The organism is Actinacidiphila sp. bgisy145, from assembly GCF_057708125.1.
Map to the genome: position 1 here is coordinate 110,848 of NZ_JBYIRL010000013.1, position 13,892 is coordinate 124,739.

The following is a 13,892-nucleotide window of genomic DNA, read 5'->3' on the forward strand; positions in this document are numbered from 1 at the left end:
CATCGCCATTTCCCGCCTTGCCGCATGGCAACGGAGCCACGCCCGCAGGGCGTACGCACCAAGGAGATTCGTCGAACGATGGCCGGTCCTGCGTTCCGCGCCGCCGCAGTAAGAGTGCGCGTCCCCGCGACCAGCGCGAACCTCGGCCCTGGCTTCGACGCGTTCGGCCTGGCCCTGGGGCTGTACGACGACGTGGTGGTCCGCGTAGCCGACTCCGGTCTGCACGTGGACATCGCCGGTGAGGGCGCGGACACCCTGGCCCGCGACGAGAAGCACCTGGTCGTGCGCAGCCTGCGCACCGCCTTCGACCTGCTCGGCGGCCAGCCGCGCGGCCTGGAGGTGGTGTGTGCCAACCGCATCCCGCACGGCCGCGGCCTGGGCTCGTCGTCGGCCGCGATCTGCGCGGGCATCATGGCCGCCCGCGCGGTGACGATAGGCGGCCCGGCGGGGCTCGGCGACACCGCCCTGCTGGAGCTGGCCACCGAGATCGAAGGGCACCCCGACAACGTGGCGGCGTGCCTGATGGGCGGCTTCACGCTGGCCTGGACCGAGAACGGGGCCGCGCGGGCGGTCCGGATGGAGCCGGCCGCCTCGCTGGTCCCGGTGGTCTTCGTGCCGGCGGTGCCGGTGCTCACCGAGACCGCGCGCGGGCTGCTGCCCCGTACCGTGCCGCACGTGGACGCCGCGGCGAACGCGGGCCGGGCCGCGCTGCTGGTCGAGGCGCTGACCAGGCGCCCCGAGCTGCTGCTGCCGGCCACCGAGGACCGGCTGCACCAGGAGTACCGGGGCCCGGCCATGCCGGAGACCCTGGCGCTGGTGAACCGTCTGCGGGCCGATGGCGTCCCTGCTGTCGTGTCGGGTGCCGGGCCGACCGTACTGGCCCTGACCGACGAGGGGGCCGCGGACAAGGTGTCCCGGCTCGCCGGGGACGGCTGGGCGGCCAACCGCCTGGCGCTGGACGCCGCCGGGGCGAGTGTCCTGCCGCTCGCAGGTGGGCAGTGACACGATTGCCGGTCGAAGAGAGGGGGAATATCTGTTGGACCGGGTAGTGTTAACCTCAAGCCAGCATTCGCCGCCCTTTGGGCGCGATGGGCTGTGTCCCCGCAGTGGGACCGCACTTCTTCCGGGAGCCTCCCACCCCGTATAGGCAGCCAGTCCGGGTCGGCCGGACAGCCTCTGCGGGACGTGCCGAGCACGCTCCGGATTCGGTACGAGTTCTCTCCGTGCCGAGAGCATTCATGTATTTCTGCCGTCATCAGGCAGACCACCGCCCCGGGTCGAAGCAGCGGGAACGCGAAGACCCGGACAGCACGACCGGTCGCCGAGCCAGACAGGCCGACGCCCGCTCCAGGGAAGGACCCTTCGTGAGCGACACCACCGATCTGATGGGCGTGCGCGCAGACAACACTGTCGCCGCGTCCGAAGCCGACGCGCCTGCCTCCGGTGCTGCCACGGCCGCCCGGCGCCGTCGGTCCGGGACCGGCCTGGAGGGCATGGTCCTGGCCGAACTCCAGCAGGTCGCCGCAGGTCTCGGCATCAAGGGCACCGCGCGGATGCGCAAGGGCCAGCTCATCGAGACGATCAAGGAGCGCCAGGCCGGCGGCGGCGCCGCGGCCGACAAGGCGGCCCCCGCGGCCGGCGCGCCGGCCGAGAAGCCCAAGCGCCGCGCCACCTCGCGCGCCCGCCTGGAGCAGGCGGACAAGGCCGCCGAGGCCCCGGCGGCCGCCGCACCGGCCGTGAAGGAGCCGGAGAAGGCGAAGCAGCAGCAGATCGAGATCCCCGGCCAGCCGGCCGGTGAGAAGGCGAAGGCCGCCGCCGCGGCCGGCGAGAAGTCGCAGGGGGCGCAGGCGGCAGCGGCCGACAGCGGCGCCGACAAGGCCGCCGAGGCCGTCGCCGACACCGCCGAGGGCCGGGAGGCCAAGGGCGGCGACGCCAGGCACCAGGGCGGCGCGGACGACCGCCAGGACCGCCAGCGCGGCCCCCGGGACCGCCGTGAGCGGCAGCGCGACCGCCAGCGCAACCGCGGCGAGGACGGCGGCGAGGGCCAGCAGGGCGGCGGCCAGAGCCGCCGGGAGCGCCAGCAGGGCGGCGGCGGCCAGCAGCACCAGGGCGGCGGCCAGCATCAGCAGGGCCAGCAGGAGGACGACGAGTTCGGCGAGGGCCGCGGCCGGCGCCGGGGCCGCTACCGCGACCGCCGCGGCCGCGGCCGGGGCCGGGACGAGTTCGGCGCCGGTGAGCCGCAGGTCGCCGAGGACGACGTGCTGATCCCCGTCGCGGGCATCCTCGACATCCTCGACAACTACGCGTTCATCCGCACCTCCGGCTACCTGCCGGGGCCGAACGACGTGTACGTCTCGCTCGCCCAGGTCCGCAAGAACGGCCTGCGCAAGGGCGACCACGTCACCGGCGCGGTGCGCCAGCCCAAGGACGGCGAGCGGCGCGAGAAGTTCAACGCGCTGGTCCGCCTGGACTCCGCGAACGGCATGGGCGCCGACTCCGGCCGCGGCCGTCCGGAGTTCAACAAGCTCACCCCGCTGTACCCGCAGGACCGGCTCCGGCTGGAGACCGACCCGGGCGTGCTGACCACCCGGATCATCGACCTGGTCTCGCCGATCGGCAAGGGCCAGCGCGGTCTGATCGTCGCCCCGCCCAAGACCGGCAAGACGATGATCATGCAGGCGATCGCCAACGCGATCACCACCAACAACCCCGAGTGCCACCTGATGGTCGTCCTCGTCGACGAGCGGCCCGAAGAGGTCACCGACATGCAGCGCTCGGTGAAGGGCGAGGTCATCTCCTCGACCTTCGACCGGCCCGCCGAGGACCACACCACCGTCGCCGAGCTCGCCATCGAGCGCGCCAAGCGCCTGGTGGAGCTGGGCCACGACGTGGTGGTGCTGCTCGACTCCATCACCCGCCTGGGCCGCGCCTACAACCTGGCCGCGCCCGCCTCCGGCCGTATCCTGTCCGGCGGTGTCGACTCGACCGCGCTCTACCCGCCGAAGCGCTTCTTCGGCGCCGCGCGCAACATCGAGGACGGCGGCTCGCTGACCATCCTGGCCACCGCGCTGGTCGAGACCGGCTCGCGGATGGACGAGGTGATCTTCGAGGAGTTCAAGGGCACCGGCAACATGGAGCTCAAGCTCGACCGGAAGCTCGCCGACAAGCGCATCTTCCCCGCGGTGGACGTCGACCCGTCCGGCACCCGCAAGGAGGAGATCCTCCTGGACCGCGAGGAGTTGGCGATCGTCTGGAAGCTGCGCCGGGTGCTGCACGCGCTCGACTCGCAGCAGGCGATCGAGCTGCTGCTGGACAAGATGAAGCAGACCAAGTCCAACGCCGAGTTCCTGATGCAGATCGCCAAGACCACCCCTGGCCAGAACAACGACTGACCGTCGTCGGCGGCGCATGTCGCCGTAATCGGCCGAACCGCCCGCGTAACCCCGTTGACCTGGGGATACGCGGGCGGTCCTGCGTTGTGCCGGTGGAGTGGCCCGCCGCTCGGATGGCGGCACCCGGCCCCGGGGGCGCACGATGGAAGGTCCGGGGGACCGGCTCGTCGAGGACGCAGGAAGCCGAGGTGCTGCCCATGCCGGACGCACAGCAGCCGCGGACCGGCTCCAGCCCCAGTGGGGCCGGAGAGGGCCGCAGGCGCCGCCGGAGGGCCCTGCACGCGACCGCGTGGGCCGTGTCCGGGGTGGTGCTGCTGGGCGCGGGCGGCGCCGGCTACCTCTACCACCGGTTCAACGCCAACATCCACAGCGTGGACATCGACGGCGCGCTGGGCACCCACCGCCCGGCCAAGCTCGGCAACGGCTCGATGGACATCCTGGTGCTCGGCTCGGACTCCCGCTCCGGCGCGAACCGCGTGTACGGCCACGACAGCGGCACCGCCCGCTCGGACACCGCGATGGTCGTGCACCTGGCCAAGGGCCACCGCACGGCGAGCGTGGTGAGCATCCCGCGCGACACCCTCGTCGACCGCCCCGCGTGCACCGGCGCCAAGGGCGCCGCCGAGCCCGCCCAGCAGCAGGTCATGTTCAACAGCGCCTACGAGACCGGCGGCCCCGCCTGCGCGGTCAAGACCGTCGAGCAGCTCACCGGGCTGCGGATGGACCACTACATCGAGGTCGACTTCACCGGCTTCAAGAACCTCGTCAACGCGCTGGGCGGGGTGCCGCTGACCACCACGAAGGCCATCCACGACGACAAGAGCCACCTGAGCCTGGCGGCCGGCTCCCACACCCTCGACGGCGACCAGGCGCTCGGCCTGGTCCGCACCCGGCACGGCGTCGCCGACGGCAGCGACCTGGGCCGTATCCAGCTCCAGCAGGCGTTCATCAAGGCGCTGATCCACCGGGTCGGCGGCCTGGGGCTGTTCACCAACCCGGAGAAGCTGTTCTCCGTCGCCGACACCGCCACCAAGGCGGTCACCACCGACACCGGCCTGGGCTCGGTGAACAAGCTGATGGGGCTCGCCCAGAGCGTGCAGCACCTGCGACCGGACCATGTGCACATGGTGACGCTACCGGTCCGCTACGACCCCGCCGACCACAACCGGGTCGAGCCGATCCAGGCCCAGGCCGCGCGGGTGTGGGCCGCGCTGCGCGCCGACAAGCCGATCCCCGCCGACGCCACCAAGGGCTCGGTCGCCGAGCGGGAGAAGGCCGGCAAGGTGGTCGGCAGCTCCTCGTCCGCACCGCGCTGACCTGGGCGGACATCCCGGGAATGATTCGGGCCCGGAGCTGGTTTTGGTAGCTGCGGCCAGTCCTGGCAGACTGGTCCGCTGGTCCCGGTTCACGCTCACGCAAACCCGCAGGAGCGACCCGGCGCCCTCCCGAACCTAGGAGCACCCGTGAAGCGCGAGATCCACCCCGAGTACGTAGAGACCCAGGTCACCTGCACCTGCGGCGCCTCTTTCACCACCCGCAGCACCGAGACCAGCGGCCAGATCCGTGCGGACGTGTGCTCCGAGTGCCACCCGTTCTACACGGGCAAGCAGAAGATCCTCGACACCGGCGGCCGCGTGGCCCGCTTCGAGGCCCGCTTCGGCAAGAACGCCGGGTCCGCCAAGAAGTAGCGGCCCGACCAGCGCCGGTCTCCGGTCGCCCCGCCCAGGGCGACCGGACCGGCGCTTTGTCGTCCTGCCCCGCGTCCGAAGCCGGCGGCGCCGCGTCCCAGGCGCCCCGGTCCCAGGCAGTACCTACTCCTCCAGGAAGCCATGATGTTCGAGGCGGTCGAGGAACTGATCGGCGAACATGCCGACCTCGAAAAGCAGCTTGCCGACCCCGCGGTCCACACCGACCAGGCCAACGCCCGCCGCCTCAACAAGCGGTACGCGGAACTCACCCCCATCATCGCCACCTACCGCTCCTGGCGGCAGGCCGGCGAGGACGCCGAGACCGCCCGCGAACTGGCCGCGGAAGAACCGGAGTTCGCCGCCGAGGTCAAGGAGCTGGACAAGCAGCGCGAGGAGCTGACCGACCGGCTGCGGCTGCTGCTGGTGCCGCGCGACCCCAGCGACGACAAGGACGTCATCCTGGAGGTCAAGGCCGGCGAGGGCGGCGAGGAGTCCGCGCTGTTCGCCGGCGACCTGCTGCGGATGTACCTGCGGTACGCCGAGCGGGTCGGCTGGAAGACCGAGATCCTCGACGCCAACGCCTCCGACCTCGGCGGCTACAAGGACGTCCAGGTCGCCGTGAAGGCCAAGAGCACCCATGAGCCCGGCCAGGGCGTCTGGGCCCGCCTGAAGTACGAAGGCGGGGTGCACCGCGTGCAGCGCGTGCCCGCCACCGAGTCGCAGGGCCGTATCCACACCTCTGCCGCCGGCGTGCTGGTCACCCCGGAGGCCGAGGAGGTCGAGGTCGAGATCGGCCCCAACGACCTGCGGATCGACGTCTACCGCTCCTCCGGCCCCGGCGGCCAGTCGGTCAACACCACCGACTCCGCGGTCCGCATCACCCACCTCCCCACCGGCCTGGTGGTCTCCTGCCAGAACGAGAAGAGCCAGCTGCAGAACAAGGAGTCGGCGATGCGCATCCTGCGCTCCCGGCTGCTGGCCGCCGCCCAGGAGGAGGCCGAGCGCGAGGCGTCCGACGCCCGCCGCAGCCAGGTCCGCACCGTCGACCGCTCCGAGCGCATCCGGACGTACAACTTTCCGGAGAACCGGATCTCCGACCACCGCGTCGGCTTCAAGGCGTACAACCTGGACCAGGTGCTCGACGGCGACCTCGACGCGATGATCCAGGCGTGTGTCGACGCCGACTCCGCCGCGAAGCTGGCCGCCGCCGGCGACGGCAGCTGAGAAGGGGCCCCACGTGAACCTGCTGCTCGCCGAGGTGGCCCAGGCCGCCCAGCGCCTGGCCGACGCGGGCGTGCCCTCGCCCCGCTTCGACGCCGAGGAACTGGCCGCCTACGTACACGGCATCAAGCGCGGCGAGCTGCACACCGTGGCCGACGCCGACTTCGACGCGCGCTACTGGGAGGCCGTCGCCCGCCGCGAGGCCCGCGAACCGCTCCAGCACATCACCGGCCGCGCCTTCTTCCGCTACCTGGAACTCCAGGTCGGGCCCGGGGTGTTCGTGCCCCGCCCGGAGACGGAGTCGGTGGTCGGCTGGGCGATAGACGCCGTCCGGGCCATGGACGTCGCCGAGCCGCTCATCGTCGACCTGTGCACCGGCTCCGGCGCGATCGCCCTCGCACTGGCCCAGGAGGTGCCCCGCTCCCGGGTGCACGCGGTGGAGCTGTCCGAACAGGCCCTGGAGTGGGCCCGCAAGAACGTCGCCGGCAGCAAGGTCGACCTGCGGCACGGCGACGCGCTGGCCGCGTTCCCCGAACTCAACGGCCAGGTCGACCTGGTGATCTCCAACCCGCCCTACATCCCGCTCACCGAGTGGGAGTACGTCGCCCCCGAGGCCCGCGACCACGACCCCGAACTCGCCCTGTTCTCCGGCGAGGACGGCCTGGACACCATCCGCGGCATCGAACGCGCCGCCCACCGCCTGCTGCGGCCCGGCGGCGTGGTCGTCGTCGAGCACGCCGACTCCCAGGGCGGCCAGGTGCCGTGGATCTTCAAGGAGGACGCCGGCTGGGCGGACGCGGCCGACCACCCGGACCTGAACAACCGGCCGCGCTTCACCACGGCCCGCAAGGCGATGCCCTGATGACCCGGGCCCTGCCTCGGCAGGACGACAGACCACTACGCAGGGAGACAAAGATGGCACGGCGATACGACTGCGCGGACGCGACCGACCGGGTCACGGGGCTGCGCGAGGCCACCTCGGCGGTCAAGCGCGGCGAACTCGTGGTGCTGCCGACCGACACCGTCTACGGCATCGGCGCCGACGCCTTCGACAAGGACGCCGTCGGCGACCTGCTGGAGGCCAAGGGCCGCGGCCGCAGCATGCCCTCCCCGGTCCTGGTCGCCTCCCCGAACACCCTGCACGGCATCGTCACCGACTTCTCCGAGCAGGCCTGGGAACTCGTCGACGCCTTCTGGCCGGGCGCCCTGACCCTCGTCACCAGGCACCAGCCGTCGCTCCAGTGGGACCTGGGCGAGACCCGCGGCACCGTCGCCGTCCGCATGCCCCTGCACCCGGTCGCCATCGAACTGCTCACCGAGACCGGCCCGATGGCCGTCTCCAGCGCCAACCTCAGCGGCATGCCCTCCCCGCAGGACTGCGACGCCGCCCAGGGCATGCTCGGCGACTCCGTGGCCGTCTACCTCGACGCCGGCCCGACGCCCGCCGCCGTGCCCTCCTCGATCGTCGACGTCACCGGCAAGGTCCCGGTGCTGCTGCGGGCGGGCGCGATCAGCGCCGAGGAACTGCGCAAGGTCGCCCCCGACCTCCAGGAGCGCCGTTGACCGCGCCCAACGGGCGTGCCATACGAGGACTCACCGCTTCACCGACCGCGATCGGGGGAGCCGGCCTCCCCGTCCACGCCCCCCACGATGTGCTGCGCGTACTGCACGTGTGCACCGGCAACGTCTGCCGCTCCCCGATGGCCGAGCGGCTGATGCGGCACGGCCTCGCCCAGCGGCTGGGCGCCGACGCGGACGCCATCCTGGTGGAGTCCGCCGGCACCTGGGGCCACGAAGGCGCCCCGATGGAGCTGCACGCCGCGGCCGTCCTCGCCGAACACGGCGCGGACACCGCGGACTTCACCGGCCGCGAACTGCTCGACGACCATGTCATCGACGCCGACCTGGTGCTCACCGCCACCCGCGACCACCGCGCCCAGGTCATCTCGATGGGCCACGCGGCGGGCCTGCGCACCTTCACGCTCAAGGAGTTCACCCGGCTGGTGCGGGCGATAGACCCGGCCACCCTGCCCGACGGCAGCGTCACCGAGCGGGCCCGCGCGCTGGTGCGTGCCGCGGCCGCGCTGCGCGGCTGGCTGCTGGCGCCCAGCCCGGACGCCGACGAGGTCCACGACCCGTACGGCGCCCCGATCACGTACTTCCGCAGCATCGGCGACGAGATCCAGGACGCCCTGGACCCGGTCGTGACCGCGCTCACCGGGATTCCGGCCCGGGTCTGAGCCCGCGGCCGCACGCCCCGCCGCCCGGCCGCGGGAGACGCCCGCACGCCCCTGCACGGGCGGCCCGGCGGCCGTGACCTGACCGCCGCCGTGCTGCGTCCTGAACGTGATCTTGGTCGCTCCGCGGCGGCCCCGTGCGCCCGCCGCCGCCGGGCGCATTGCGCGCACCCGCCGCCGACCTGCGGTTTCGGCGGCCGCCATGGCGAGCGCGACTTTGTTACCTGCCCGCTACCGGTGCCCGGGAACCCTCCGGGCCCCCTGTGAGTCTGGGTAGGTGTTCGCGGTCCCGGCCCGGCCACCACTAGGGTGTGACGCTGTGAAGATCCCCCGGACGTGTGCGCGTGCCCGCCGCACCCCCGAATACGTCGGAGGCTGCCTGTGCGCGAGTACCTGCTGACCCTGTGCGTCTCCGCGGCCGTCACCTATCTGCTGACCGGCCCGGTGCGGAAGTTCGCGATCGCGGCGGGCGCGATGCCCCCGATCCGCGACCGGGACGTGCACAAGGAGCCGATTCCGCGGCTGGGCGGTATCGCGATGTTCGGCGGGCTGTGCGCGGGGCTGCTGGTCGCCGCCCACCTCAACAACCTCTCCGCGGTCTTCAAACTCTCCAGCGAGCCGCGGGCGCTGCTCTCCGGCGCCGGACTGATCTGGCTGCTGGGCGTGCTCGACGACAAGTGGGGCGTGGACGCGCTGATCAAGCTCGGCGTGCAGATGATCGCCGCGGGCGTGATGGTCTTCCAGGGCCTGGCCATCCTGTGGCTGCCGGTGCCGGGCTTCGGCACCATCATCTTCACCCCGGTCCAGTCCACGCTGCTCACCGTCGCGCTGGTGGTGATCACCATCAACGCGGTCAACTTCGTCGACGGCCTCGACGGCCTCGCGTCCGGCATGGTGTGCATCGCCTCGATCGCGTTCTTCATGTACGCCTACCGCATGTGGTACGGCTACGGCATCGAGCAGGCCGCGCCCGCGACGCTCTTCTCGGCGATCCTGATCGGCATGTGCCTGGGCTTCCTGCCGCACAACATCCACCCGGCGCGGATCTTCATGGGCGACTCCGGGTCGATGCTGATCGGCCTGGTGCTGGCCTCGGGCGCGATCTCGATCACCGGCCAGGTCGACCCGGACGCCATCACCGACTTCACCGGGTCCACCCGGCAGACCGTGCACTTCATGGTGCCGGTCTACATGCCGCTGCTGCTGCCGCTGACGATGATCGCGATCCCGGCCGCGGACCTGGTGCTCGCGGTGGTGCGCCGGACCTGGCGCGGCCAGTCCCCGTTCGCCGCCGACCGCGGCCACCTGCACCACCGGCTGCTGGAGTTGGGGCACACCCACAGCCGCGCGGTGCTGATCATGTACTTCTGGGCGGCGCTGTTCGCCTTCTCCGCGGTGGCGTTCTCGGTCAGCTCCTCCAGCCTGTGGATCGTGCTGGTGATCGTGGCGCTCAGCGGGATCGGCCTGGTGGTGCTGCTGCTGCCGGCCTTCCGGCCGCACGCGCCGCGCTGGGCGGAGTCCGTGGTGCCGCCGCGCTACCGCCGCCGGCGCCGCCGGCTGGCGGCCGCCGCGGCCGCGGCCGAGCGGGAGATGAACGGCCCGGACCGGCCGGCGCTGCACGGCTCGACCGCGGTCGGCGACCGGCCGCGCATGCCGGAGCGCTCCACCGCCGCACAGACCGGGACCGCCAACTCCGCGCCCAGCCCCGCGCCGACCGCGAACAGCGGCCGGTGAAACGGCGGCGAGGTCGTGAGCGTCCGACCGCGGACAGTGAAAAGGCCTTTTCCGAGTGGGGGACAACTCCGGTAAATGGGGCGGCGTGTCGCTACCTCCTGCGTGTGACAGGCAGCACATCTTCATGGTAAAGACCGCATCAAAAACTTTGTGATAGCGTTCACGAAAGCAGGGACACGCCGAAAGACCTTGAGAGACACGGTCTTCCGGCGAGAGGCACACCCGCGCTTCCTTTCCGCCTCGCCCTCGCTCGTCTCCGACGACACCCGCTCGCCCCAACTCCCGCCGGAGGAGCCGCCCCATGCAGCCCAACGACGCCCGGATTCTCCGGGGCTCCGCCCTCGTGGCCGGGCCCGTCGGAGTGGTCGCCACCGTGGTCAGTGCCCTCGTCGCAGGCGAGAAGGGCCTGGTCGGCGGTGTGGTGGCAGTCGCCGTCGTGGCGGTCTTCTTCGCGGCCGGCTCCTGGGCGCTGATGCGGATCACCGAGAACCGGCCGCAGGTGGCGATGTCCGCGGGCATGCTGGTCTACGCCGTGCAGATCCTGCTGATCGGCGTCTTCATCGTCGTCTTCAAGGACACCAGCGCCTTCAACGGCCGCGCCTTCGGCCTGACCCTGCTGGTCACCGCGCTCGCCTGGGTGGGCGGCCAGATCAAGCAGACGCTCACCAGCCGGATGCTCTACGTCGATCCCGAACCCTCGGTCCCCGCCGCCCGGAAGCAGGAGGCGGACGCGGTCGGGACGGGGTCGCGCGATGCTACGTAAGGGGAGGGTAAGGGGCCTTCATCCAGGTCTGCTATCGTCCGGAGTCGCATCCGGACGTGAGGGCCCCTCGCACATGCAGAGGGTCAAGCCCCCGCGCCCTGCGGTGTATTCGGAACCGGAACCGCATCGGCGGCACGGACGACGGATGCCCGCGACGCGATGCGGGCTCTCAGCGGACCGGGCGGGCTTCGCCACGCCCTACCCGCAGTGCCGAACAGCGGCCCCACCAGCCGCGCTGACACACAAGGTTGCCGTTACTTATGCGTCACGACGAAGGAGTCACGGGTGAGTGCCCACACGCTGCTCGCTGAAGCTGGATGCCATATCCAGCACGGTTGCGCATTCCCCGCTCCGGGCCTCAACTCGTTCGACTTCAAGCCGATCTTCAGCATCGGCAGCTTCGACTTCACCAAGCCGATGCTGCTCGCGATCATCTGCATGCTGCTGGTGGTGGGCTTCTTCTGGGCTGCGTTCCGCAAGCCGAAGCTCGTACCGGGGAAGCTCCAGCTGGTCGGTGAGATCGGCTACACGTTCGTGGCCCGCAGCATCGCCCGCGAAGTGATCGGCAAGAAGGGCGACAAGTACGTCCCCTTCCTCACGTCGATCTTCTTCTTCGTGTGGCTCATGAACATCATGTCGATCATCCCGGTCGCGCAGTTCCCCGCCACCTCGCGGTTCGCGTTCCCGGTGGGCCTGGCCGCCCTGGTGTTCATCACCTACATGTACCTGACGTTCAAGACCAACGGTTTCCGCGGCGGCATCAAGAACCTCGTCTGGATCGACGGCCTGCCCTGGCCGCTGGTGCCGCTCATCGTGGTGCTGGAGTTCTTCTCCAACGTCATCCTCCGGCCGTTCACCCTCGCGGTGCGGCTGTGGGCCAACATGTTCGCCGGCCACATGCTGATCGTGATGTTCAGCGTGGCGAGCTGGTATCTGCTGACGCCGTCGCTGTTCACGGCGGTGTCCGGAGCGTCCTTCATCATCGCGCTCCTGATGACCACGCTCGAGGTGCTGATCCAGTTCCTCCAGGCGTACATCTTCACGCTGCTCGCCTCGATCTACATCCAGGGAGCGCTCGAAGAGGGTCACTGACCCGCGCCACGAGCCCCTCCACCGAAACTTCCGCTGGGAAGCCCCCCAACGGACCGCATCACAAAGGAAGACAGGGAAATGTCTGCCGAGCTCGTTAACCTCGCCGCCGCCACCACCGCCGGCCGCCTGGGCGCGGTCGCCTACGGCCTCGCCGCCATCGGCCCGGGCGTGGGCATCGGTCTGGTCTTCGGCCACTCGATCGAGGCCATGGCCCGCCAGCCCGAGGCCATGCCGGTCATCCGCACCAACATGTTCCTCGGCTTCGCGCTCTGCGAGGTCCTCGCACTGCTCGGCCTGGTCGTCCCCTTCATCTTCCAGAAGTGACCTGGGCTCCCGACCAGTAGCCACTCGACGAAAGGTTCAGACATGTTCACCTTCCTTGCGGAGGAGGGGCAGCAGAACCCGCTGATCCCGGACACCGCGGAACTGATCGTCGGCCTGCTCTGCTTCTTCATCGTCTTCGGCATCCTCGGGAAGAAGCTGCTGCCGAACATCCAGAAGACCCTGGCCGAGCGGCACGACGCGATCGAGGGTGGCCTGGAGCGGGCGGAGAAGGCCCAGGCCGACGCCAATCGCACGCTCGAGGAGTACAAGGCCCAGCTCGCCGAGGCCCGCCACGAGGCGGCCCGGATCACCGAGCAGGCCCGCGAGCAGGGCGCGCAGATCATCGCGGAGATGCGCGAGGAAGGCTCGCGGCAGCGCGACGCCATCATCGCGGCCGGTCACGCCCAGATCGAGGCGGACCGCCGCCAGGTGACGGTCAGCCTCCGGCAGGAGGTCGGCAAGATCGCGACCGACCTGGCCGGCCGGGTGGTCGGCGAGTCCCTGGAGGACTCCGCCCGCCAGTCCCGCGTGGTCGACCGCTTCCTGGACAGCCTTGAGCAGAGCGCGGACAACGGCGCAGAGGCCGGGGCGGCACGATGAACGGCGCGAGCCGCGAAGCGCTGGCCGCCGCACGCGAGCGACTGGACGCGTTGACCGACAGCACGTCGGTCGACCCGGCCGCGCTCGCCGGCGAACTGGCCGCGGTCACCACGCTGCTCGACCGCGAGAGCGGGCTGCGCCGCGCGCTGACCGACCCGGCCCAGACCGGTGAGGCCAAGGCGGGCCTGGTCCGCCGGCTGCTCGGCACCCAGCTCGGCGGTGAAGCGCTCGACCTGGTGGCCGGCATGGTCAGGTCCCGCTGGTCGCGCTCGCGCGACCTGGTGGACGCCCTGGAGGAGCTGGCCGACAGCGCCGACCTGATCGCCGCCCAGCGCGGTGGCGCGCTGGACGACGTCGAGGACGAGCTCTTCCGGTTCGGCCGGATCGCCGCGGGCAGCCCCGAGCTGCGCGCCGCGCTGTCCGACCGCGCCGCCGGCCCGGAGGCCAAGGGCACGCTGCTGAGCACCCTGCTCGGCGGCCGCGCCAACCCGGTCACGGAACGGCTGGTCGTACGACTGGTCACCGCGCCGCGAGGACGTAGCCTGGAGGGCGGGATCGAATCCCTGTCCAAGCTGGCAGCGGCCCGCCGGGGCCGGACGGTGGCGGAAGTGGTCTCGGCCGTTCCGCTCAGTGACCGGCAGAAGCAGCGGCTCGCAGACGCGCTGTCCCGGATCTACGGCCGCCCGGTGCACCTGAACCTGGACGTGGACCCCTCGGTCCTCGGCGGGGTGCGGGTCCGCGTCGGCGACGAGGTCATCAACGGCTCCATCGCGGACCGGCTCGACGAAGCCGCCCGCCGCATGGCCGGCTGACAGCCACCAACGCAACAAGCATGAAGGCG

14 protein-coding genes are annotated in these 13,892 nt (G+C 71.5%); all 14 read left to right on the forward strand.

What is annotated here, in order from left to right; genetic code table 11:
* Positions 1-78 precede the first annotated feature (78 nt).
* Positions 79-1,002, forward strand: a complete 924-nt coding sequence (gene thrB / locus AC3ERT_RS14355) for a homoserine kinase (RefSeq protein WP_335974779.1) — start codon at positions 79-81, stop codon at positions 1,000-1,002.
* 383 nt (positions 1,003-1,385) lie between these two features.
* Positions 1,386-3,392, forward strand: coding sequence for a transcription termination factor Rho (rho, locus tag AC3ERT_RS14360; RefSeq protein ID WP_435174449.1), 2,007 nt, complete (start codon positions 1,386-1,388; stop codon positions 3,390-3,392).
* A gap of 197 nt (positions 3,393-3,589) precedes the next feature.
* A complete protein-coding gene (locus AC3ERT_RS14365; RefSeq protein ID WP_435129123.1) occupies positions 3,590-4,708 on the forward strand; it encodes an LCP family protein in 1,119 nt (372 codons plus the stop codon).
* Between the two features lie 147 nt (positions 4,709-4,855).
* On the forward strand, positions 4,856-5,080 hold the full coding sequence (rpmE, locus tag AC3ERT_RS14370; RefSeq protein WP_202236258.1) for a 50S ribosomal protein L31: 225 nt from the start codon (positions 4,856-4,858) through the stop codon (positions 5,078-5,080).
* Positions 5,081-5,224: 144 nt separating this feature from the next.
* Positions 5,225-6,304, forward strand: coding sequence for a peptide chain release factor 1 (gene prfA, locus AC3ERT_RS14375; protein ID WP_335975252.1), 1,080 nt, complete (start codon positions 5,225-5,227; stop codon positions 6,302-6,304).
* Positions 6,305-6,317: 13 nt separating this feature from the next.
* On the forward strand, positions 6,318-7,163 hold the full coding sequence (gene prmC / locus AC3ERT_RS14380; RefSeq protein WP_335974766.1) for a peptide chain release factor N(5)-glutamine methyltransferase: 846 nt from the start codon (positions 6,318-6,320) through the stop codon (positions 7,161-7,163).
* A 53-nt stretch (positions 7,164-7,216) separates the two neighbouring features.
* Positions 7,217-7,864, forward strand: a complete 648-nt coding sequence (locus tag AC3ERT_RS14385) for an L-threonylcarbamoyladenylate synthase (protein WP_335974763.1) — start codon at positions 7,217-7,219, stop codon at positions 7,862-7,864.
* Positions 7,861-8,541 carry an arsenate reductase/protein-tyrosine-phosphatase family protein gene (locus AC3ERT_RS14390; RefSeq protein ID WP_435129128.1) on the forward strand — a complete coding sequence of 227 codons (681 nt, stop codon included), beginning with the start codon at positions 7,861-7,863 and terminating at the stop codon, positions 8,539-8,541. The genes AC3ERT_RS14385 and AC3ERT_RS14390 overlap by 4 nt, the downstream gene beginning before the upstream one ends.
* Before the next feature lie 378 nt (positions 8,542-8,919).
* Positions 8,920-10,272, forward strand: coding sequence for an MraY family glycosyltransferase (locus AC3ERT_RS14395; RefSeq protein ID WP_435129131.1), 1,353 nt, complete (start codon positions 8,920-8,922; stop codon positions 10,270-10,272).
* Positions 10,273-10,573: 301 nt separating this feature from the next.
* Positions 10,574-11,035, forward strand: a complete 462-nt coding sequence (locus AC3ERT_RS14400) for a Cg1360 family ATP-synthase-associated protein (RefSeq protein WP_335974757.1) — start codon at positions 10,574-10,576, stop codon at positions 11,033-11,035.
* 285 nt (positions 11,036-11,320) lie between these two features.
* Positions 11,321-12,127 carry a F0F1 ATP synthase subunit A gene (atpB, locus tag AC3ERT_RS14405; RefSeq protein ID WP_435129135.1) on the forward strand — a complete coding sequence of 269 codons (807 nt, stop codon included), beginning with the start codon at positions 11,321-11,323 and terminating at the stop codon, positions 12,125-12,127.
* Between the two features lie 78 nt (positions 12,128-12,205).
* The gene (gene atpE / locus AC3ERT_RS14410) at positions 12,206-12,451 is read left to right on the forward strand and encodes an ATP synthase F0 subunit C (RefSeq protein WP_037913419.1); all 246 of its coding nucleotides are present in this window, start codon (positions 12,206-12,208) and stop codon (positions 12,449-12,451) included.
* Positions 12,452-12,493: 42 nt separating this feature from the next.
* Positions 12,494-13,051 carry a F0F1 ATP synthase subunit B gene (locus tag AC3ERT_RS14415; protein WP_435174405.1) on the forward strand — a complete coding sequence of 186 codons (558 nt, stop codon included), beginning with the start codon at positions 12,494-12,496 and terminating at the stop codon, positions 13,049-13,051.
* Entirely contained in the window at positions 13,048-13,863 is an 816-nt protein-coding gene (locus AC3ERT_RS14420; RefSeq protein WP_335974745.1) for a F0F1 ATP synthase subunit delta, read from the forward strand. Before AC3ERT_RS14415 ends, AC3ERT_RS14420 begins: the two co-directional genes overlap by 4 nt.
* The last annotated feature ends 29 nt before the right edge of the window (positions 13,864-13,892 follow it).